We start from the raw sequence: 18889 nt of genomic DNA on the forward strand, positions 1-18889 counted from the left end.
ATGCCCACTGGCAGGATGGGCCGAAAGGACCGCCACCCGCGTGAGAAGCGCGCGCCAAGGCCGCTAACCCGGCAAAAGCTTGACGAATTGGCCCTGTCCTATGTCGCGCGCTTTGCAACGAGCGCGGGCAAACTTTCGGATTACCTGCGGCGCAAGCTGCGCGAACGCGGATGGGAAGGGGAGGGTGAACCTGACATCGACGCTATTGTCACTCGGTTCACAGACCTTGGCTATATCGATGACGCGGTGTTTGCGCGCGGCAAGGCACAAGGCCTGTTACGGCGTGGATATGGCGCGCGGCGGATCGATCAGGCGTTGGGCGCGGCGGGCATTGCCGAACCCTTGCGCGAAGAAGCGCGCGGGACCGAGAGGGAGCGCAGGCACGCAGCGCTTATCATGGCGCGCAAGCGCCGCTTCGGCCCGTTCGGGGTGAGGGAAGAAGGCGCAAGGCTTGACCCGGCGGTGCGCGAAAAGCAGGTCGCGGCCATGCTGCGCGCCGGTCACCCCCTTGCACTCGTGCGCGAGGTGGTGAATGCCGTGTCGCAGCAAGCCTTGGAAGAATGGATCGATGAAGCAGGCGATTAGAACTCTCGCACTGGCCGCACTGGCCCTGATGGCTGGTTGTTCCCCCGGCGCGGCCGATGCTGGCACAAAAGCCCCGGCTGCCACCGCAGTCACGCCTTCGGTTCATCCGATTTCGGGACTGAAGGTCGGTCCCGTCACGATCACCACGGGCGGCAAGGCCCGCGTATTCAAGGCAGAATATGCGCGCACATCGGCAGAGCAGGCCAAAGGGCTTATGTTCCGCACCCGGTTGGCCGACGATGAAGGCATGATCTTCCTGCGCAACCCGCCGGATCGCGCCTCTTTCTGGATGCGCAACACGGTTATCCCGCTGGACCTGATCTTCGTCGGGCTGGACCGGAGGATCATCAATATTGCCGCCAATGCGGTCCCTTATGACGAAACACCGCTGATATCGGGCGGGCCTACTCTGGCCGTGTTCGAAATAAACGGCGGTCTGGCGGCAAAGCTGGGCATCCAGCCGGGCGACAAGGTGGACTGGTAAATGCTGGCCCGCACATCTACGCGCTTGCCGACACCCCCTATCAGCGGCTAAGCGCGCCCAATATCCAAGGCAGGTATCATGAGCATCCTCGGCAAGATCTTCACCTGGTGGGACGGCGCCACCTTCGGCACCATGCTCGACAGCGCGCTCAAGGGCGAGCAGGTCGGCACTGACGCGCAGGGCAATGCCTATTACCGCGCAAAGAAGCCCTATCCCAAAGGGCATCCCTTTGCCGGGCGCGAACGCCGCTGGGTGATCTACAATGGTTCGAACGATGCCAGTCGCGTGCCTTCTGAATGGCATGGCTGGCTGCACGGCTCTTTCGATGGCGTGCCCGAAAGCAATCTGCCGCCGCCGCGCATCTGGGAAGCCGAATATACGCCCAATGCTACCGGCACCGTCACGGCCTACCGCCCTCAGGGCGCGCTCGAACGCGGGGGCCATCGTGCCGCGGCTACGGGTGATTACGAAGCGTGGGCACCGGAAGCCTGATGCTTTCTGCTGCATCGATGGCATGGCGCGCTCTCGCAATTGCGAGCGTGCTGGCGCTTGCCGGATGCGGTGAAAAGTCGGCTCCGCCGCCGCCCGAGGCTGTGGAAACAGGTATGCCGACCGTGGCGTCGTCCGGCCCCGCGGTGGAAAGCGAGTTTGGCACCCCGATCAAGGATCGCGTGGCAACGCTGGGCTTCCTGAACAAGCGCAACAATATCACGCAGGACGTGGTGCTGAAGAGCGGCGAATCACGCCGGATCGGCAATGCCATTGTCAAACTCGCCACGTGCGAAAAGACTGCGCCGTGGGAAGATCCGCCCGAAACAGGCGCTTTTGTTCAGTTGTTCGTGGAAGAGCGGGCGACCACCGATCAACCCTTGGCATGGCGCAAGGTCTTTTCGGGCTGGCTGTTCCGCAATTCGCCTTCGCTCAACGTGGTCGAGCATCCGGTCTATGACGTATGGGTCAAAGACTGCGCGATGAGCTTCCCCGGCGAGGAAGAGCCGAGCGAATCGGAGCGCAAGGCCGAAAATCCCGCTGGCAGGCCCAGCACGGCAGCTTCGCCAGTGCCAACAGCAAGCCCGGCACCCGCATCCTCTGCAAGCGCCCGCGCCGAATCCAACTCTGCTGTCGAATAAGGCCGCTGCGCTGCAGACAGCAGTTGCAGATACTGGCTTTGCGGAATTTCCACGGCACCCAGTGAGGCAAGGTGTGCCGTGGTGAACTGGCAATCCAGTAGCTCCGCACCTATTCTGCGCATGGAAGCAACGAGCCACGCCAGCGCTACCTTGGACGCATCGGTCTCCCGACTGAACATCGATTCGCCGCAGAATACACGGGCGAATCCCACGCCATAAAGCCCGCCAACCAGCCGTCCGTCGCGCCAGCATTCGATGGAATGCGCATGGCCATGTTCGTACAGGCCAATATAGCTGTCGCGGATTCGCGCGCTGATCCAGCTTTCTTCGGCCCCGGCGCGCGGGGCAGCGCAGGCATCGATCACCGCTTCGAAAGCCGCGTTGCAGGTTACCGTAAAACGTCCCCGCCGCAGCGTGCGCGCTAGAGAATGCGAGAGATGGAAGCCGGCCAGCGGCAGAATCGCCCGCATTCTCGGCTCCACCCAGAAAACTTCGGGATCGTCGCGGCTATCAGCCATCGGGAAAATCCCGGCACGATAAGCCTTGAGCAGAAGCTCTGGCGGGATAGCGTAGGGGTCGTTTCTGGCCATAATGTGCAAGAATGTGTTTCGGTCGGTTGCATCCCCCGCGTCAACCCTCTAAGGGCGCGTCGAGCACAGGAGTGTAGCTCAGTTGGTAGAGCATCGGTCTCCAAAACCGAGGGCCGTGGGTTCGAGTCCCTCCACTCCTGCCAAATCCCTTTTCAAGGGTGATATTCCCTTTCCAAGGGAGTGTGTCCACACATCCCGCTGCATCGTGGAGCTCGATGCGCGACGATCATCTGCACTTTAGGTACAGTTCCTTAGTGCAATCGCCTACATTGAAGTGCCGGTTATGGTTAACGGCTTCATGACACATTCCCTATGTCGATCCTCGAAAGGGGGTTTTGCTTAGGGGGTTCACATGGTTCGCTTGCAAGATCGTGAAACGATGGGCGCGGATACGGTATCCGTTGAGATCGTTTCTCGCATGATTTTCGGGTGCGGACACCATGCCGAGGTTTACAGCGATGTCGCTGAACTGGGGCGCCACATTCCGCAGGACGGTGTAGTTCTCGTGCTGGAAGATGGCGGTTGTTCTGCAGTTGCTGTTACCGAAATGCTCGGTCGGCGAGGTGTGTGGCTTCCCGTTCTGGCTTATGCCGAAAACATCAATGCTGATCGAATCGTTCGCAGTGTGAAAGCTGGTGTCATGGACTACATGGTCGGACCGGTTGCCCCGGCCGCGCTCATCACGAAGGTTCACAAGTGCTATAACGAAGGCGCTACAATGCTTGGCGCCCGCACGCGCCATGCCAGCGCGCGTGCATTGGTAGGCGCGCTTTCGCAGCGCGAACGAGAAGTGCTCGAATTGCTGGTGGAAGGGCTGTCGAACAAGGAAATTGCCCGGCACCTTGAAATCAGTCCCCGCACGGTCGAAATTCACCGCATGAAAATGATGGCCAAATTGGGTGCCAAATCCTCTGCTCATGCCATTCGCCTGAGACTCGACGCCAATTCGATCAATTAAGTGACCGACGCCGTAGAAGCATGAAAAAACGGGGCGGCTGCTTTCGCATCCGCCCCGAGTCTCGTCTCATGCGTCTGGTTCGCTTGAGAACTCAATCAATCTATGTCTGATAATCTGGCAAAGCCAGAACGATATCACGCAGTGCTATGCAAATCGCACGCTTTGTCGCGCATGATCGCATCAGTTGCCAAGTAACCCGCCTGCGCGACCAGTCACGCCGGTGGTTAAACCGCCGCCCAGCGATCCTGCTGCGCCCATGCTGCCACCGCTGATCTGTCCGCCAATCGCGCCCTGACCTGAAACGGCCGAATCGAGTGCGCCGGAGTTGGCTACGCTATCCAGCTTGCGATCTGCACCGCGTGCTACGCGATCCGTGGTGCGTGCGGCACGCTGCGCAGTAGCGTCAGCCTTGCGCTTAGCGCGGTCTGCTGTGGCCTCGGTGGTGCGCTTTGCGCGGTCAGCAGTCGCATCCACCTTGCGTTCGACAGACTGGGTATCAGCCTGCGTGGTATTGTCGACCTGGGCTGCCCCGGCTACGTTGCCAGCAACGCCATTGCCGTTCTGTGCCTGGCCGCTGCCGCTGACGCCTGCCCCGGTTGTGCTGGTGGCAGTGCCATTACCAACAGATGCCTGCGCGCCAGTCTGCGCCGATCCACCGGCAGAAACCTGACCGCTTTGTGCATGAGCTGTTCCCGCCGTAGCGAGCGCGACGAGGGGGAGAATGATATGTTTCATTTTCGCTTCCTTTCAGCGGGTTTCAACCCGAATTTTCCTTCAGGCTCACAACTGGCCAAGGACGCGGGTGGTTCCGGTGGTGTGCTTCGCCCTGCCCGAACCGCGGGGCAGCCCATCGTTTGTCGCGCCCTTGCCATTTCGCGGTATCGCGACTAGATGAAAGGAACTTCCGACATCGGAAAATCGCCAGCCCCTCCCGGACACGTCCGGGGCGGCGATGTCCCCTAGGCGGAAGAAACGAGTTTCAACGCGGCACAAGTCGCAGCAAGCAAGGCGTTCGAGCAATGGCCAAGACCAGCCCCGGCGAATTCTTCAACCAGGTAAAGGCGGAAGCGCGCAAGGTCGTCTGGCCGACCCGTCAGGAAACCACTACCACCGCGATCTTCGTCGGCATCATGATGCTGCTGCTCGCCGTGTTTTTCCTCGGAATTGACTCGCTGTTCGGCATGGCGGTCAAGTTCCTGCTGTCGCTCGCCTGAACAAAAACCTACAGGACCTGAGAGAGTAAGATATGGCCCGCTGGTACATCATTCACGCCTATTCCGGTTTCGAGAACAAGGTGAAGGAAGCGATCATTTCCGAAGCCGAGCGCATCGGTCTGTCGCAGCTCGTCGAAGCAGTCGAAGTTCCGACCGAAACCGTAACGGAAGTGAAGCGCGGCAAGAAGGTTCAGGTCGAACGCAAGTTTATGCCCGGTTACGTTCTCGCCAAGCTGGCGATGAACGACGATATCTATCACCTCGTAAAGAACACGCCGAAGGTTACCGGCTTCCTCGGCACAAACAACAAGCCGCAGCCGATTTCGGACAAGGAAGCCGCCCGCTATTTCGGCGCGCGCGAACAGGCGGCTGCCGAACCGCGCAAGAACGTCGCCGTCGATTACGAAATTGGCGATTCGGTCAAGGTCAACGCAGGCCCCTTCGCCTCGTTCAACGGCGTGGTCGAAGAACTGGACTTCGACAAGAGCCGCGTGAAGGTTTCGGTGTCGATCTTCGGGCGCGCAACGCCGGTGGAACTGGGCTTCGAGGAAGTCGAACTTGTTCGCGGTTGATCCTGCAACACTTGCATTTGCGGGCCGATAGCCTTATCGGCCCGCGCTTCACTGCCTGAAATGGCGGTGATTCCGTGCGGGAGTCCCGGTTTGCCGGGGCGTTTGACCGCTCACTCTGAGGGGGCCTTGGCCCTCGACAGGAAGAAAGGAGGCCATCGTGGCCAAGAAAATTGAAGGTTACATCAAGCTGCAGGTTGCAGCCGGTGAAGCAAAGCCTGCTCCGCCGATCGGCCCGGCGCTGGGTCAGCGCGGCGTCAACATCATGGAATTCTGCAAGCAGTTCAACGCTGCCACGCAGGAAGTGGAAAAGGGCACGCCGCTCCCCACCGTGATCACGGTCTATGCCGACCGTTCGTTCACCTTCGTGACCAAGACCCCGCCCGCAACCTTCTTCATCAAGAAGGCCGTTGGCATCAAGTCGGGTTCCAAGACTCCGGGCAAGGCTTCGGCCGGCACGATCACCCGCGCGCAGCTCGCTGACATCGCACAGGCCAAGATGAAGGACCTGAACGCGAACGACATCGACGCCGCAACGAAGATCATCGAAGGCTCCGCTCGCGCGATGGGCCTCACCGTGGTGGAGGGCTGAGACTGTGGCCAACCTGACCAAGAAGCAGAAGTCGCTGACCGAAAAGCTGGGCGACAACCAGAAGCTCTATGGCGTTGACGAAGCGATCAAGCTTCTCAAGGATCTCAAGAGCGCCAAGTTCGACGAAAGCCTTGAAGTTTCGCTGAACCTCGGCGTCGATCCGCGCCACGCCGACCAGATGGTCCGTGGCATGGTTTCGCTGCCTTCGGGCACCGGCAAGGACGTGAAGGTCGCCGTGTTCGCCCGTGGCGACAAGGCCGAAGCTGCTCTCGCCGCTGGCGCTGACAAAGTCGGTGCCGAAGATCTGCTCGAAGACATGCAGAACGGCAACCTCGACTATGGCCGCGTGATCGCGACGCCCGACATGATGGGCATCGTCGGCCGCCTCGGCAAGGTGCTGGGTCCGAAGGGCCTGATGCCGAACCCGAAGCTTGGCACTGTCACCCCGAACGTCGCTGATGCGGTCAAGGCTGCCAAGAGCGGCCAGATCGAATTCCGCGTCGAAAAGGCCGGCATCATCCACGGCGGTATCGGCAAGCTCTCGTTCTCGGACGAAGCGCTGCGCGCCAACTTTGACGCTTTCGTTGATGCGATCGTCAAGGCGAAGCCGGCTGGTGCCAAGGGCAAGTACGTCCGCAAGGTCGGTCTGTCCTCGTCGATGGGCCCCGGCCTGAAGATCGACGTTGCCCAGGTTCATGGCGGCTAAGTCCGTCTGAATGACGCAAGAAAAAGAAGGCCGGGGAGGGAAACCTCTCCGGCCCTTTTTCTGTCTGACGAAGGCGTATAGGAGCGGGGGATGCCCGACGCAGAGACTTCGCAAAATCCTGTAACCATTGCGCGCCTGCAGGTGGAGGCGCTGATCCCGCCTGAAAAGCGCGGTCCCGGCTGGGATCGGCACTGGCGCGAACTCGAAGCCTATGCCGATGCGGCAATGGAAGGCGCGGTGGGAGACTGGACCGTCAATCCGCGCCCCTGATGTTGGCACGGGTGTAGCATTCCACAACAAGGCTGATCGCACGCCCGTCGGCCAGTTTCAGCACGGCTCTATGCGATAGGATCGTTCCGACGGGACATTCCGCCATCGGCCCGCGCTGCGAGGCCAATCGCTCCCGCGAGAATCCCAGCGGCGCGACGACTTTGCCGAAGGGCGTTTCGCTGCTTTCCAGCGCGCGGTTCATCTCCGGCGTCAGCCGCGCTGGCACATACCAGTTGTGCGCGATGGACAGCACGGTGTTGCCACAGGCCAGCCGGACATGCCGGTAACCCACTGCATCGCTTTCGCTAACCCCAAGAGTGGCGCGGATCGCGGGGGACGCATCGGATTGCGCGGTCCGGTCCGCCAGTGCGCGGATTGCGGGCGGATCGGCTATCCGGCGCGCGTCACACCAATGCCCCAGCGTCACGGTGGCACTGTCGTTCGCGGCCAACGCTTGCTCGAAGTCAGGCAGCGCGGACGTGGTACACGCACCGAGCAGGGCCAGCAGCAGTAGCGGCTCAGGGCGCAGGCGCAGCGACCGGCTCCGGCAAGCGGCGCGCGGTCACGATTTTCACCGGCTTGGCCAGAATCTGCCCGCGCATGATCCCTTCGCCCTCGGTTTCCGAAATTGGAGCCGCGAAAATCGCCTTCACCACATCCATGCCTTCGATCACCTGCCCGAACGCGGCATATCCAGCCTTCGCTTCGGGATCGGCGGACTCCGGCTGCGCGTCCAGCCCTGGCTGATCCGACACCATGATCGAGAAATCTCCCGTGGCCGTGCCGGGGGCATAGCGGGCCATCGAAAGCGTCCCTGCCTTGTGCAGCACGCCGGTCTGGTCGGTCGGCTCGTGCGCGATGGGCGAAAGGTTGCGCTTCGGATCGCCGCGTGTGCCCGCTTGAATCAGGCCATTGGGCTGCTCACCCCATTTCAGGTGCATCGCGCGGTAGAACACCGTGCCATCGAACCGCTTCGTTTCGGCATAACGGACGAAATTGGTGGCACTGGCAGGCGCGCGCTTCACGTCCAACTCCACCACGATCCGTCCGGCCTCAGTCTCCAGCGCCACGCGCACCTTGTCGGGGAGGGGGGCCTTCGACGGCGCCGGATAGGCAGGCGCTGCCGGGCGCGCTGGCACAACCCGTTTCTTCACCGGCGCAGCGGCCACCAGCAGCACGGCCAATGGGGCAAGCAGAGCGAGGCGTCTTGAAAACATCGGCTCAGATCCCTCCTGCCACCGGCGCACGGCCCAGTGCGTCAAGGCCGCGCTCCAGTTCCGCCGCGCAAGCGCCAAGCTGCTCATTGCTTACCGAACGGATCACGAAGTTCGCGCCGGTGCGCCCCTCGCGGAAGAACGGATAGCTGCCAATCTGAACGCCTTCGAATGCCTTTTCGGTTTCGCGCAGCAAGTCTGCGATCTCGCTTTCGGCCACCCAGCAGCCGATGGTGGTGGACAGCAGCGGCAGCCCGCCTTCCAACTGACCGGTCAAACTGTCGAGCATCTGCGCGGTGATTCCCGGCACGCCCGCCATCAGGAACACGTTGCCCGCCCGGATCCCCGGCGCGCCCGAAACGCGGTTCTCGATCAGATCTGCGCCATCGGGCACCCGCGCCATGCGCAGCCGCGCATCGTTCAGCCCGCCGCGAGTGGCATAATAGCTTTCGAGGATAGCGCGTGCCTTGGGGTGGATCACCACGCCCACGCCCAAGGCCGCCGCCACGGCATCGACCGTGATGTCATCATGCGTCGGCCCGATACCACCGGTTGTGAACAGATAGTCGTTGCGCGCCCGCAGCGTGTTCACGGCTTCGATGATGGCGTCCACGTCATCGGGCACCACGCGCACTTCGCGTAAGCGGATGCCCTGCACGCCAAGCCACGTTGCCACTTGCGCAATGTTCTTGTCCTGCGTGCGGCCGGAAAGGATTTCGTCGCCAACCACCACCAGCGCGGCGGTCCAGATGCGGGATTCGGTGCTCATATCCGGCAGGGATACCGCATGGCCCGCCGCCGCAAAAGCGCTATTCGGCCGCTTCCATCTCCCCTTCGTGCGGCGTCCCCGCATGGGCCGCCGGGCGAGCATGGCCGAACTGCAACACGCCGTCCTCAATCGGGTCGTCGCGCATCCATGCCCGGTCGCGCACGTAATCCTGATTCAGCCTCCAGCGCATATCGCTGGCCGATTTGGGCAGCAGATGCCGTGCCCGCTCGATATAGCCTGATGAGAAATCGTAGATATTGTCTTCATCGAGATGGTGATTGGGTGCGAGCTTGGGCACCGCAATTTCCATCCCTTGCGTCTTCATCGCGTTCAGCACATCGCACACATAGCGCGCGTTGATATCGGCCCGAAGCGTCCACGAAGCGTTGAGATAGCCAAACACCGCCGCCATGTTCGGCACGTTCGAGAACATCGCGCCCTTGTAATAATAGCGGTCGGCAAAATCGACAGGCACCCCGTCGACACTCAGCGCGATCTTCCCGGCCATGACCATTTTCAGGCCAGTCGCCGTCACAATCACGTCGGCTTCCAGATGCTTGCCCGATTTGAGCCGGATACCAGTAGCGTCGAATCGGTCGATATTGTCTGTCACCACGCTGGCCTTGCCCGCACGGATCGCTTCGAACAGGTCGGCATCAGGCACCAGGCATAGCCGCTGCTCCCACGGGTTATAGGGCGGGGTGAATGCCTTCTCGTCGTACTTGTCGCCCAGCGCGGCCTTGATCCGCTTGGTCAGGAACGCCTTGACCTTTTCGGGCTGGGTTCGCGCCTTTTTGAACACGAGGTTCTGCAACCGCACATTCTTGAACCGCGTGATGCGATAGGCGAGTTCTGCTGGCAGGAACTTGCGCAGAAAATTGGCGATACCGTCTTTTGCGGGGCGAATGCCATACCACGTCGGCGTGCGTTGTAGCATCGTCACGTGTGCGGCCTTGTCTGCCATCGAAGGCACGATGGTCACTGCCGTCGCGCCCGATCCGATCACCACCACGCGCTTGCCGGTGTAATCGAAGTTTTCCGGCCAGAACTGCGGATGCACGATCTCTCCGTTGAAGTCCTCGCGCCCCGCGAACGTCGCTTCATAAGGCTTGTCGTAATCGTAATAGCCCGAACCCAGATAGAGCCAGCGCGCGGTCATCCGGCGATGTTCGCCATCCTTGCCTTCCAGCAGAACCACCCACTGCGCAGTCGCGCTGTCGAAGTCCGCGCTCAGAACTTTGCTGTCAAAGCGGATATGGCGGCGGATATCGCGTTCGTCCGCGATGCGGTTCAGATATTCAAGGATCGAAGGGCCATCCGCGATGGATTTTTCATGCCGCCAAGGCTCGAACACGAAGCCCAGTGTGTGCATGTCGGAATCCGATCTGACGCCTGGATAACGGAACAAGTCCCAAGTGCCGCCAATCTGCCCGCGTCGTTCCACGATGGCATAGCTGCGATCAGGGCAGAGCATCTGCATATGCGCGGCCATGCCGATGCCGGAAATGCCCGCGCCGACGATCAGAACATCAACATCGGGTTTCGCATCAGCGGCGATGGAGGGCTGGTATGCTCCCACGGCGATCTCTCCACGTTATATTTACAGCAATGTTAGCACGTTCTTCCGTAATTGCGAGTCCCGCCCGCATTTGCCACTGATTGCCGCATGACCGTGATCGCTGCCCGCCGCTATTGCAATGGTGCCGTTGCCGAACCGAACCTTGTGGTCGATGGCAATCCGCCACCTGTCTTGCCCGCAGGGGCATTCGACTGGATCGGCCTGTGCGAACCCGCCGCAGCGGAGATGGCGCTGGTTCAGCAGCAATATGCCTTGCACCCGCTGGCGGTGGAGGACGCGCTCAATCCTCGGCAAATGCCCAAAGTTGAAGTCTATGGGCAAACGCTGTTCATCGTCGCCCGCACGGCAGAGCTCGCCGGCGAAGAGGAAATCGCCTATGGCCAGACCGCGTTCTTCGTCGGCCCCGGCTATCTGATCACCGTCCGCTTTGGCAGCACGCGCGCCCATTTCGACCTGCGCACACAGATCGAAATGCAGAAGGACCGTCTTGCCGAAGGACAGGACTACATTCTCCATGCCGTGCTTGATTTCATCGTCGATGGTTATCTGCCCTTGCTCGATCAACTCGACGATGTGGCGCAGCAGATGGAAGAAGCCGCAATTGACGTGTTCCCCGAACAGGCCGTGATCCGCCGCATCTTTCGCCTGCGTCGCCAGCTTCGTCGGTTCGAACGGGTGATCGGCCCGATGGAGGAAATGTGCGAACGGCTGGTCGAGGCCGATTTGCCCTGCATCGATCCCGAAGCGCGCATTTGGTTTCGCGATGTGCTCGATCACGTCCGCCGGACAATGGCGCGAATGCAAAGCCTGAAGGAAACGCTGGCTGCCATTGTCGAAACCGCCAGCCTGCTCGAACAGCACCGGCAAGGCGAGATGACCCGCGCACTGGCCGCTTGGGCTGCGATCCTTGCCGTCCCTACGGCCATCGCCGGGATCTACGGCATGAATTTCGAATACCTGCCCGAATTGCAGTGGCGTTATGGTTACTTCGCGGTCTGGGGCGTCATCATCACGATTTGTGGTGGGCTGTGGCTGCGCTTCCGTCGCATAGGCTGGCTGTAAGAGTCTGTTTGAAAATTCGCTGGTGCCGCAATGAAAATGCCTTTCAGGGCATTTTTCAAACGGACTCCCAGTGTGGAAAATCGGCTGGTTTGCGATTGTGACAGCGGCGTTGCTGCCCTAGTGCGCGAATTCTGCGGAGGCGAGTCGCTCGTTTCCCGCGCCACGGCAATTCGGGAAGCATAGCGATGTTCGGCTGGTTTCAGCGCCTTCTGCCCCAATCGGGCGATTTCTTCGGCATGTTTGAACGCCACGCGGCGGCGTGCGTTGACGCAGCCGATGCCTTGGCAAAGCTCACCCGTGCGCATGGCGATGCCGTGCAATGGATTGGCAAGATCCGCGATCGCGAACACGATGCCGACGATATCATCCGCGAAGTGCTTTTCACGGTCCGCCGCACCTTCCTCACGCCGTTTGATCGCGGTGCCATCACCTCGCTGATCGGCGCGATGGATGATACCATCGACGAAATGCAGGCTGCCGCCTCGGCCATCGAGCTTTACGAAATTGTCGGTTTTGAGCCGGAAATGCAGGCGATGGCAGACAAGATCGTGGAAGCTATTGGTCTAATTGCCGAAGCCATGCCGCTGCTGCGTGATATCGAACGCAACGGTGGCCGTCTTCATGCGTTGACCGAACGCATCGTCAAGCTGGAAGGCGAAGTGGACCTGATCCATCAAGCCGGGCTGAAGGCCAATTTTCAGCGCCACCGCGCCGATGGCGATCACATCGCGTTCATCGTCTCGCGCGAGATTTTCAAGCACCTCGAAAAGATCGCTGACGCTTTCGAAGACGTCGCGAACGAGATCGACGCGCTGGTCATCGATCACGGCTGATGGCCCGGCGGAGCTGATCCGATGCACGAACTTGCTTTTCCGCTGCTGGTCGGCCTGATAGCGCTGGCGCTGGCGTTTGATTTTCTCAACGGCTTGCACGACGCGGCCAATTCCATCGCCACGGTCGTATCCACGCGGCTGCTTTCGCCTATGGCGGCGGTGCTGTTCGCGGCGGCGGGCAATTTTGGTGCCTATTGGCTGGTCGGTCTGCATGTGGCCGATACCATCGGCAAAGGCATCATAGACAAGGACATCGTTACCCCGGCGGTCGTTTTCGGCGCGCTGGTGGGGGCGATGTTCTGGAACGTGGTCACTTGGCTCAAAGGCATTCCATCCTCCTCCAGCCACGCTCTGATCGGCGGACTGCTTGGCGCGGGCGTGGTTCATGGCGGGTTCGATGCCATCGAATCCAAGAAGACCATCGAAACCTTCGTCGCCATATTCATGTCACCCATGATCGGCTTTGCGCTCGCGATGCTGTTCGTGCTGCTGACCAGCTGGCTGTTCCGGGGCTTCATGCCGCGTCGGGCCGAAGGTATCTTCAAGGGGATGCACCTGCTGTCGTCCGCCGCCTATTCGATCAGCCACGGCGGCAACGATGCGCAGAAGACGATGGGCATCATCACCGTGCTGCTCTATTCCACCGGCTACCTGAAGGGCGAATTCCACATTCCCGAATGGGTCGTGCTGTCGTGCTATCTGGCCATTTCGCTGGGCACGATGTCGGGCGGGTGGAAGATCATCAAGACGATGGGAACCAAGATTACCCCGCTCAATCACCACACCGGCTTTTGCGCATCGTCCGCCGGATCCATCGTGGTGTTCGGAGCCAGCGCAATGGGTATTCCGGTATCGACCACGCACGCCATCACCGGCAGCGTGATCGGCACCGGTGCCGCACGCAAGGCTAGCGCAGTTCGCTGGGGCGTGGCCAAGCGCGTGGTGACCGCATGGTTCATCACCATTCCCGCCAGCGCTGCGGTCGGAGCGGCGTTCTACTTGCTTACCCGCCTGTTCTGATCGATTTGCCCACCGTTACAGCGTTTGTGGATGGTGACGGTTTGCGGAACAGTGGCACGCGCTTGACCCATAGCTTCAGCGCTTCCCAGTGGATGCCTGCGGTGACTTTCAGTGTCGCCAACGGATAAGACATGGCCGTGCGAAGCAATGCGCCGTCGGTGATGTCTGCCCGCCGCGCGGTGTGAACGGCTGACAGGACCGGGCCGCTCCGGTCCGACACGGTGATCCCGATGGCCAGTCGATCGTTCGGTATGCCCACTCGGAAGGCATATTCCATTTCCATCGGCAGGAAAGGCGAAACGTGAAACCGCTTGGGTGCGGATTGGTGCAGCGCACGCCCGCCGGGTTGCGCGGCAATTACATAATGGTGGCGTTCGCCAAACGTATTGGACACTTCATAGATTACCGCACGCAACGTGCCGTCCGCATCGTGGCAGAACCAAGTACTCAGCGGGTTAAAGGCATAGCCTAGCAGACGCGGCATCGTCAGCAGATGGATAGGGCCGCTGTCAGGCTCGATCCCGGCAGCACGAAGCAGGTCTTCAGCATGGACGCGCAGGCCTTTGCCTTTGGTGTAATCGGCATCGTGTAAGGCAAACAAATTGAAGTGGTTTCGGGCGAACAAGCGAAGTCGGCCCGACAGTTCATCGATGCGGTCTATATCCAGCAAAAGGTGAAACACGCGGTATCGCAGCACATGCCTGACTGGCTTCAAACGCCGGTGCAGCACCTGCCCGCGATAGAGCGCGTGAGGGCCGCTGGTCACGCCGGTTCCAGCACGCGACGTTCAGGCAGGCTGGCATCGCGCGTTACATGGATGCGACCAGATTCGTCTTCGACCTGCCAAGGGCGACGCACCCCACCAAGTTGCTCGGCCACGGCCAAGCCGGATTGAAGCCCATCCTCATGAAACCCGGCGCCGAACCACGCCCCGCAGAACCATGTATTGCGTCTTCCCTGAAGTGCCCACAAACGGCTCTGAGATTCACCTGCGTGCGCATCGAATACCGGATGATGGTAGGTGCCGCGCCACAAGACGCATTCAGGATCGGGCTTTACCTGCGGGTTCAACGTAACGAAAAGATCGTCGCTTGTCGGCAGGTGCTGCAACCGGTTCATCCAGTAGGTGACCGACAGTCGATGCCCTTCCTTGCCGCGCTCCGCCGCGTAATTCCATGCCGACCACACCTTGCGCCGCCGGGGCATCAGCCGTGGGTCGCAATGCAGCACCGCTTCGTTCCGGCGATAGGGAAACGCGCCGAGCAGCCGTGTTTCCAGCGCGTCCGGGTCTGCCAGCATCGTCAGCGCCTGATCGGCATGGGTAGCGACGACCACATGATCGAACCGCTGAGCGCCATTCCCGGCATGAATTTCAACGCCATCTGGCAAGCGGCGGATCTGCCGCACGGGCGAGGACAGCCGTATCCGGTCGGCAAAAGGCGCGCTCAATCGCTCCACATATTCCCGGCTACCCCCCTCCACGGTGCGCCAGCGCGGGCGTTCGCGGAATTGGAGCAGCCCGTGGTTCTCGAAAAAGCGGATGAAGGCGGCGGCGGGATGGTGCGGAATGTCCGCAACCGGCGTAGACCAGATCGCGGCGGCCATCGGATAGAGGTGATCATCCCGAAACGCCGCGCCGCAGCCCAGCCCATCAAGGTAATCGCCAAGGCCAAGTTGGCCCAGTTCCGGCAGATCGCGCGGGGCGGCCTTGTAGAACCGCACCAGATCGCGCAGCATCGACCAGAATCGCGGCGATACGAGATTGCGCCGCTGCGCGAATAGCCCGCGCAGATCACCCGAATACTCAAGGTGGCCGTGATCTAGCGAGACGGCAAACGTCATCACGGTTTCGCGCGTAGGCACGTCCAGATGGCGAAACAGCGCGGTGAGATTGGGGTATGTCCGCTCATTGTAGACGATGAAGCCGGTGTCGACCGGCACGCCATCGGTCAGAACTGTATTGCTGTGGCCGCCCAGCCGGTCTTTCGCTTCGAATACTGTCACCCGGTGCCGCTGTGACAGGAGCCATGCAGCGGAAAGGCCCGATATGCCACTTCCCACCACTGCAATGTCCAGCGTCCGCTCATCGCTCGTCAAATCGCAATCCCCCATAGGCTGCGCCACGCCTTCCGTAGCGTCCTTACCCGTCCAAAGCTTGTTCTAGAGCGTTCCCGTGATGACAGGTTGACACAGATCACAGCCTGATGGCTAGTTGCGGCTCGTGACTTTGCTTTCCTCCGCCGCCGCGCTGGTAGAGCGCCTGCCACTGCCCGACGCGCTGACCCGTGCGGGCGTGACGTTCATGTGTAACCAGCGGCGCCGCGCGATCCACCGCGACAAGCCGACCGACGCCGCATTCGCCGCATGGATGGCGCAACATGCGGTGGCAGAACACACCGATGCGGCGAACGAGCAGCACTATGAACTCCCGCCACGCTTCTTCGAACTCAGCCTCGGCCCGAACGCCAAATATTCGTGCTGCCTCTACCCCACCGGCACCGAAACGCTCGAACAGGCGGAACGTGCCGCGCTGGAAGCGACTGTCGAGCACGCGCACCTGCAAGATGGGCAGCATATTCTCGAACTTGGCTGCGGCTGGGGATCGCTCAGCCTGTTCATGGCGGCCCGCTTCCCGAATGCGCGAATCACCGCAGTGTCCAATTCACACCCTCAGGGTGATCACATCCGTGCGCGTGCGGCAGAGCGCGGGATCACCAACCTGACGGTGTTGACCGCCGACATGAACCGGTTCCAGCCCGAAGACCGTTTTGACCGCGTGGTGTCGGTCGAGATGTTCGAACACATGGCCAATTGGCGCGCCTTGCTGGGCCAGATACGCGGCTGGCTGAGCCCCGGTGGACGGCTGTTCCTCCACGTCTTCAGCCACGAACGCTACGCCTACAGTTTCGATCTTGCCGACAAGTCGAGCTGGATCGCACAGTATTTCTTCACCGGGGGCATCATGCCCAGTCACGGCCTTATCCGTCAGTTTGCGGACCTTTTCGAACTGGAACAGCAGTGGCGGTGGAGCGGCACGCATTACGAGAAAACCGCGCTCGACTGGCTGGCCCTGTTCGATGCGCGCGCAGGCGAAATCGAGTCGGTGCTGCACGCCGTCTACGGCGGCGACACCGCTCTATGGATGCGGCGCTGGCGGCTGTTCTACCTCGCGACCGCAGGCCTGTTCGGCAATCGCGGTGGGCGTGAATGGGGTGTGAGCCACTGGCTTTTGAAGCCGACGGATCAGCTCTGAGGCATCGTTCCGGGGCGCAGATGGCCAAAGAGATGCGCCACGTAATCGGCCTTGCCCAGTTCCACGCCTTGGCTGCGCAGGATCGCGTAAGCCGTCATCACATGGAAATAGAACTGCGGAATGGCCCAGTCCCGCGCGTATTGTTCCGCAGTGAAATCGAAGATCATGCCATTGGGCAGCTGATGTGCCAGCGCCCTTTCAGGGTCTTCTGACGCACCTGTGCCAGCCATTGCCCGGACGAGTTCAACCGTTTCGTCGATCCGCGCTTGTGCATCGCCAATCGAACCAAGATGCTCGCCCGCATTGCGGCCTTCATCCAGCAGAGCCGTGACAGACGGCGGAAAGTCCGCACCTGCCAATCGATACATGCCCTCTTGCGCCTGAACGCAGGCAAAGCGCACCTGCGTGGACAGCGGAAACATATCTGGCGCGAGCCGTACCGAGAGCAGAGTATCCGCGTCCGTCTGTCCCAACTGCGCCTCTGCCTTGTCCAGCCACTGCGAAAGCGCGGTGAGCATCTGGACATAAGTCGGCGCAAGAAGGCTGGTGGGTGTCATCCAGCGTCAGCCCGCAACTACGCCGTAAAGATCATGCGCGTCTGCGTCTTCGATCAGCACAGTCGCAAAATCGCCTGGTTGCAGGTCAGCCGGTACGTTGCGCAGATAAACCGCGCCATCGATCTCCGGCGCATCGGACTGCGAGCGGGCGGTGGCACCAACGTCGCCGTCTTCATCAGGCTCGCCCACCTCATCCACGATCACCTTGATCGTGCGTCCCACCTTGGCGGCAAGCTTAGCGGCGCTGATCGCCTCGGTCTTTTCCATCAGCCGGGCGTAGCGTTCTTCCTTGACCTCTTCGGGCACCGGGTTTGGCAGATCGTTCGCTGCCGCGCCTGCGACCGGTTCGAAGCGGAAACCGCCCACGCGATCAAGCTGGGCTTCTTCAAGCCATTCCAGCAGGTATTCGAAGTCCGCTTCCGTCTCTCCGGGGAAGCCAACGACAAAGCTTGAGCGGATCGTGAGATCGGGGCAGATTTCGCGCCATGACTTGATCCGGTCCAGTACCTTGGCTTCGTTCGCCGGGCGCTTCATCGCGCGCAGCACATTGGGGCTGGCGTGCTGGAACGGAATGTCGAGGTAGGGCGTGACCAGCCCTTCGGCCATGAGCGGGATCACCGCATCGACATGGGGATAGGGATAGACATAGTGCAGGCGCACCCACGGCGTATCGCCTTCCGGTGTGCGCAACTGGCCGAGTTCGCGCGCCAGATCGGTCATGTGCGTGCGCACCGCGCGGCCCTTCCACTGGCGCTCCTCGTGCCGTACATCGACGCCATAGGCTGACGTGTCCTGGCTGATCACCAGCAGTTCCCTGGTGCCCGCAGCCACCAGCTTTTCCGCCTCGCGCAGCACGGCATCGATCCGGCGGCTGGCGAGTTTTCCGCGAAGTGAGGGGATGATGCAGAAGGCGCAGGCATGGTTACAGCCTTCGGAAATCTTGAGATAGCCATAGTGGCGCGGGGTGAGCTTCACATCGCCCGGTTCCGCCTGCGGGATCAGGTCGATGTACGGACCCATGCTGGGCGGCGCGGCTTCGTGCACCGCCTCGACTACGGCTTCATACTGGTGCGCGCCGGTGACAGCGAGGACTTGCGGGAACTTGGCGCGGATCACATCGGCTTCGTTGCCCATGCACCCAGTCACGATCACCCGGCCATTCTCGGCAATCGCTTCGCCAATCGCGGAAAGGCTTTCCTCCTTGGCGGAATCGAGGAACCCGCAGGTGTTGACCAGCACCACATCGGCCCCTGCGTAATCCGCGCTCATCGCATAGCCATCGGCGCGCAGGCGCGTTAGGATGCGTTCGGAATCGACCAGCGCCTTTGGACAGCCAAGGCTGACCATGCCGACTTTGGGGGCTTCGGGAAGGACGATAGGGGGAATCTGGCTTGCCATTATGGCGCGGCCCATAAGCGAAAATGCACGTCACGTCACCTATGGTCCGCTGGACCGTCCAACTTGGACCGGCGTGGCGTTGCAAAGCCTGTGCCGCGCGCGTAGC

At 61.3% G+C, this 18889-nt stretch carries 23 protein-coding genes, 1 tRNA gene and 1 pseudogene; 15 read left to right on the forward strand and 10 right to left on the reverse strand.

Annotated elements, in window-relative coordinates:
* Positions 1 to 15 precede the first annotated feature (15 nt).
* From HGI47_RS17550 to HGI47_RS22720, 4 genes and pseudogenes are all read left to right on the forward strand, one after another.
* Positions 16 to 585, forward strand: coding sequence for a regulatory protein RecX (locus tag HGI47_RS17550; protein WP_240950262.1), 570 nt, complete (start codon positions 16 to 18; stop codon positions 583 to 585).
* Positions 569 to 1069, forward strand: a complete 501-nt coding sequence (locus HGI47_RS17555) for a DUF192 domain-containing protein (protein WP_168854073.1) — start codon at positions 569 to 571, stop codon at positions 1067 to 1069. The genes HGI47_RS17550 and HGI47_RS17555 overlap by 17 nt, the downstream gene beginning before the upstream one ends.
* 78 nt (positions 1070 to 1147) lie before the next feature.
* Positions 1148 to 1561, forward strand: a complete 414-nt coding sequence (locus HGI47_RS17560) for an NADH:ubiquinone oxidoreductase subunit NDUFA12 (protein ID WP_168854074.1) — start codon at positions 1148 to 1150, stop codon at positions 1559 to 1561.
* Between the two features lie 113 nt (positions 1562 to 1674).
* Positions 1675 to 1977 (forward strand): annotated as a pseudogene (locus tag HGI47_RS22720) (DUF2155 domain-containing protein); the annotation flags it as partial.
* Between the two features lie 35 nt (positions 1978 to 2012).
* On the opposite strand, the gene aat reads toward HGI47_RS22720, so the two are convergent.
* Positions 2013 to 2789: a leucyl/phenylalanyl-tRNA--protein transferase gene (gene aat, locus HGI47_RS17570; RefSeq protein WP_168854075.1), complete on the reverse strand. Its 777-nt coding sequence runs from the start codon at positions 2787 to 2789 to the stop codon at positions 2013 to 2015.
* Positions 2790 to 2856: 67 nt separating this feature from the next.
* Between aat and HGI47_RS17575 the strand changes: the two genes are divergently transcribed.
* Both HGI47_RS17575 and HGI47_RS17580 read left to right on the forward strand, forming a co-directional pair.
* Positions 2857 to 2932: transfer RNA gene (locus HGI47_RS17575), tRNA-Trp, on the forward strand.
* A 209-nt stretch (positions 2933 to 3141) separates the two neighbouring features.
* Positions 3142 to 3747, forward strand: a complete 606-nt coding sequence (locus HGI47_RS17580; protein WP_168854076.1) for a response regulator transcription factor — start codon at positions 3142 to 3144, stop codon at positions 3745 to 3747.
* Positions 3748 to 3927: 180 nt separating this feature from the next.
* Here the strand turns inward: HGI47_RS17580 and HGI47_RS17585 are convergent, their stop codons facing one another.
* A complete protein-coding gene (locus tag HGI47_RS17585) occupies positions 3928 to 4482 on the reverse strand; it encodes a hypothetical protein (RefSeq protein WP_168854077.1) in 555 nt (184 codons plus the stop codon).
* 284 nt (positions 4483 to 4766) lie between these two features.
* On the opposite strand from HGI47_RS17585, the gene secE reads away from it, so the two are divergent.
* From secE to HGI47_RS17610, 5 genes are all read left to right on the forward strand, one after another.
* Entirely contained in the window at positions 4767 to 4961 is a 195-nt protein-coding gene (gene secE / locus HGI47_RS17590) for a preprotein translocase subunit SecE (RefSeq protein WP_168854078.1), read from the forward strand.
* A gap of 32 nt (positions 4962 to 4993) precedes the next feature.
* Entirely contained in the window at positions 4994 to 5533 is a 540-nt protein-coding gene (gene nusG / locus HGI47_RS17595; protein WP_168854079.1) for a transcription termination/antitermination protein NusG, read from the forward strand.
* A 157-nt stretch (positions 5534 to 5690) separates the two neighbouring features.
* A complete protein-coding gene (rplK, locus tag HGI47_RS17600; RefSeq protein ID WP_168854080.1) occupies positions 5691 to 6122 on the forward strand; it encodes a 50S ribosomal protein L11 in 432 nt (143 codons plus the stop codon).
* A 4-nt stretch (positions 6123 to 6126) separates the two neighbouring features.
* Positions 6127 to 6828 carry a 50S ribosomal protein L1 gene (gene rplA / locus HGI47_RS17605; RefSeq protein WP_168854081.1) on the forward strand — a complete coding sequence of 234 codons (702 nt, stop codon included), beginning with the start codon at positions 6127 to 6129 and terminating at the stop codon, positions 6826 to 6828.
* Positions 6829 to 6918: 90 nt separating this feature from the next.
* Positions 6919 to 7098, forward strand: coding sequence for a hypothetical protein (locus HGI47_RS17610; RefSeq protein ID WP_168854082.1), 180 nt, complete (start codon positions 6919 to 6921; stop codon positions 7096 to 7098).
* On the opposite strand, the gene HGI47_RS17615 is transcribed toward HGI47_RS17610, so the two are convergent.
* The 4 genes from HGI47_RS17615 to HGI47_RS17630 all read right to left on the reverse strand — a co-directional run bounded on the left by HGI47_RS17615 (position 7082) and on the right by HGI47_RS17630 (position 10660).
* Complete coding sequence (locus HGI47_RS17615; RefSeq protein ID WP_168854043.1) at positions 7082 to 7549, reverse strand: hypothetical protein; 468 nt, start codon at positions 7547 to 7549, stop codon at positions 7082 to 7084. The genes HGI47_RS17610 and HGI47_RS17615 overlap by 17 nt on opposite strands.
* A 67-nt stretch (positions 7550 to 7616) precedes the next feature.
* Complete coding sequence (locus HGI47_RS17620) at positions 7617 to 8315, reverse strand: peptidylprolyl isomerase (RefSeq protein ID WP_168854083.1); 699 nt, start codon at positions 8313 to 8315, stop codon at positions 7617 to 7619.
* A 4-nt stretch (positions 8316 to 8319) separates the two neighbouring features.
* Positions 8320 to 9081 carry a molybdopterin-binding protein gene (locus HGI47_RS17625; RefSeq protein ID WP_168854084.1) on the reverse strand — a complete coding sequence of 254 codons (762 nt, stop codon included), beginning with the start codon at positions 9079 to 9081 and terminating at the stop codon, positions 8320 to 8322.
* A 40-nt stretch (positions 9082 to 9121) separates the two neighbouring features.
* Positions 9122 to 10660: a flavin-containing monooxygenase gene (locus HGI47_RS17630; protein ID WP_370521783.1), complete on the reverse strand. Its 1539-nt coding sequence runs from the start codon at positions 10658 to 10660 to the stop codon at positions 9122 to 9124.
* 87 nt (positions 10661 to 10747) lie between these two features.
* On the opposite strand from HGI47_RS17630, the gene HGI47_RS17635 reads away from it, so the two are divergent.
* The 3 genes from HGI47_RS17635 to HGI47_RS17645 all read left to right on the forward strand — a co-directional run bounded on the left by HGI47_RS17635 (position 10748) and on the right by HGI47_RS17645 (position 13575).
* Positions 10748 to 11722, forward strand: a complete 975-nt coding sequence (locus HGI47_RS17635) for a magnesium and cobalt transport protein CorA (protein WP_168854085.1) — start codon at positions 10748 to 10750, stop codon at positions 11720 to 11722.
* 185 nt (positions 11723 to 11907) lie between these two features.
* Positions 11908 to 12555 (forward strand): DUF47 domain-containing protein, encoded by a 648-nt coding sequence (locus HGI47_RS17640; RefSeq protein WP_168854086.1) that lies wholly within the window; start codon positions 11908 to 11910, stop codon positions 12553 to 12555.
* A gap of 21 nt (positions 12556 to 12576) precedes the next feature.
* On the forward strand, positions 12577 to 13575 hold the full coding sequence (locus tag HGI47_RS17645) for an inorganic phosphate transporter (RefSeq protein ID WP_168854087.1): 999 nt from the start codon (positions 12577 to 12579) through the stop codon (positions 13573 to 13575).
* Here HGI47_RS17645 and HGI47_RS17650 read toward each other — a convergent pair.
* Both HGI47_RS17650 and HGI47_RS17655 read right to left on the reverse strand, forming a co-directional pair.
* Positions 13559 to 14341 carry a DUF1365 domain-containing protein gene (locus tag HGI47_RS17650; protein ID WP_168854088.1) on the reverse strand — a complete coding sequence of 261 codons (783 nt, stop codon included), beginning with the start codon at positions 14339 to 14341 and terminating at the stop codon, positions 13559 to 13561. The two genes, HGI47_RS17645 and HGI47_RS17650, sit on opposite strands and share 17 nt — an antisense overlap.
* On the reverse strand, positions 14338 to 15672 hold the full coding sequence (locus HGI47_RS17655) for an NAD(P)/FAD-dependent oxidoreductase (RefSeq protein ID WP_240950263.1): 1335 nt from the start codon (positions 15670 to 15672) through the stop codon (positions 14338 to 14340). The genes HGI47_RS17650 and HGI47_RS17655 overlap by 4 nt, the downstream gene beginning before the upstream one ends.
* Before the next feature lie 124 nt (positions 15673 to 15796).
* On the opposite strand from HGI47_RS17655, the gene HGI47_RS17660 reads away from it, so the two are divergent.
* Positions 15797 to 16828, forward strand: coding sequence for a cyclopropane-fatty-acyl-phospholipid synthase family protein (locus HGI47_RS17660; protein WP_370521784.1), 1032 nt, complete (start codon positions 15797 to 15799; stop codon positions 16826 to 16828).
* Here HGI47_RS17660 and HGI47_RS17665 read toward each other — a convergent pair.
* On the reverse strand, positions 16819 to 17385 hold the full coding sequence (locus tag HGI47_RS17665) for a DUF1993 family protein (RefSeq protein ID WP_168854089.1): 567 nt from the start codon (positions 17383 to 17385) through the stop codon (positions 16819 to 16821). The two genes, HGI47_RS17660 and HGI47_RS17665, sit on opposite strands and share 10 nt — an antisense overlap.
* Positions 17386 to 17391: 6 nt before the next feature.
* Positions 17392 to 18798: a 30S ribosomal protein S12 methylthiotransferase RimO gene (gene rimO, locus HGI47_RS17670; RefSeq protein WP_168854090.1), complete on the reverse strand. Its 1407-nt coding sequence runs from the start codon at positions 18796 to 18798 to the stop codon at positions 17392 to 17394.
* Positions 18799 to 18889: the final 91 nt, after the last annotated feature.

The organism is Novosphingobium sp. ERN07 (genome assembly GCF_012641335.1).
GTDB lineage: Bacteria > Pseudomonadota > Alphaproteobacteria > Sphingomonadales > Sphingomonadaceae > Novosphingobium.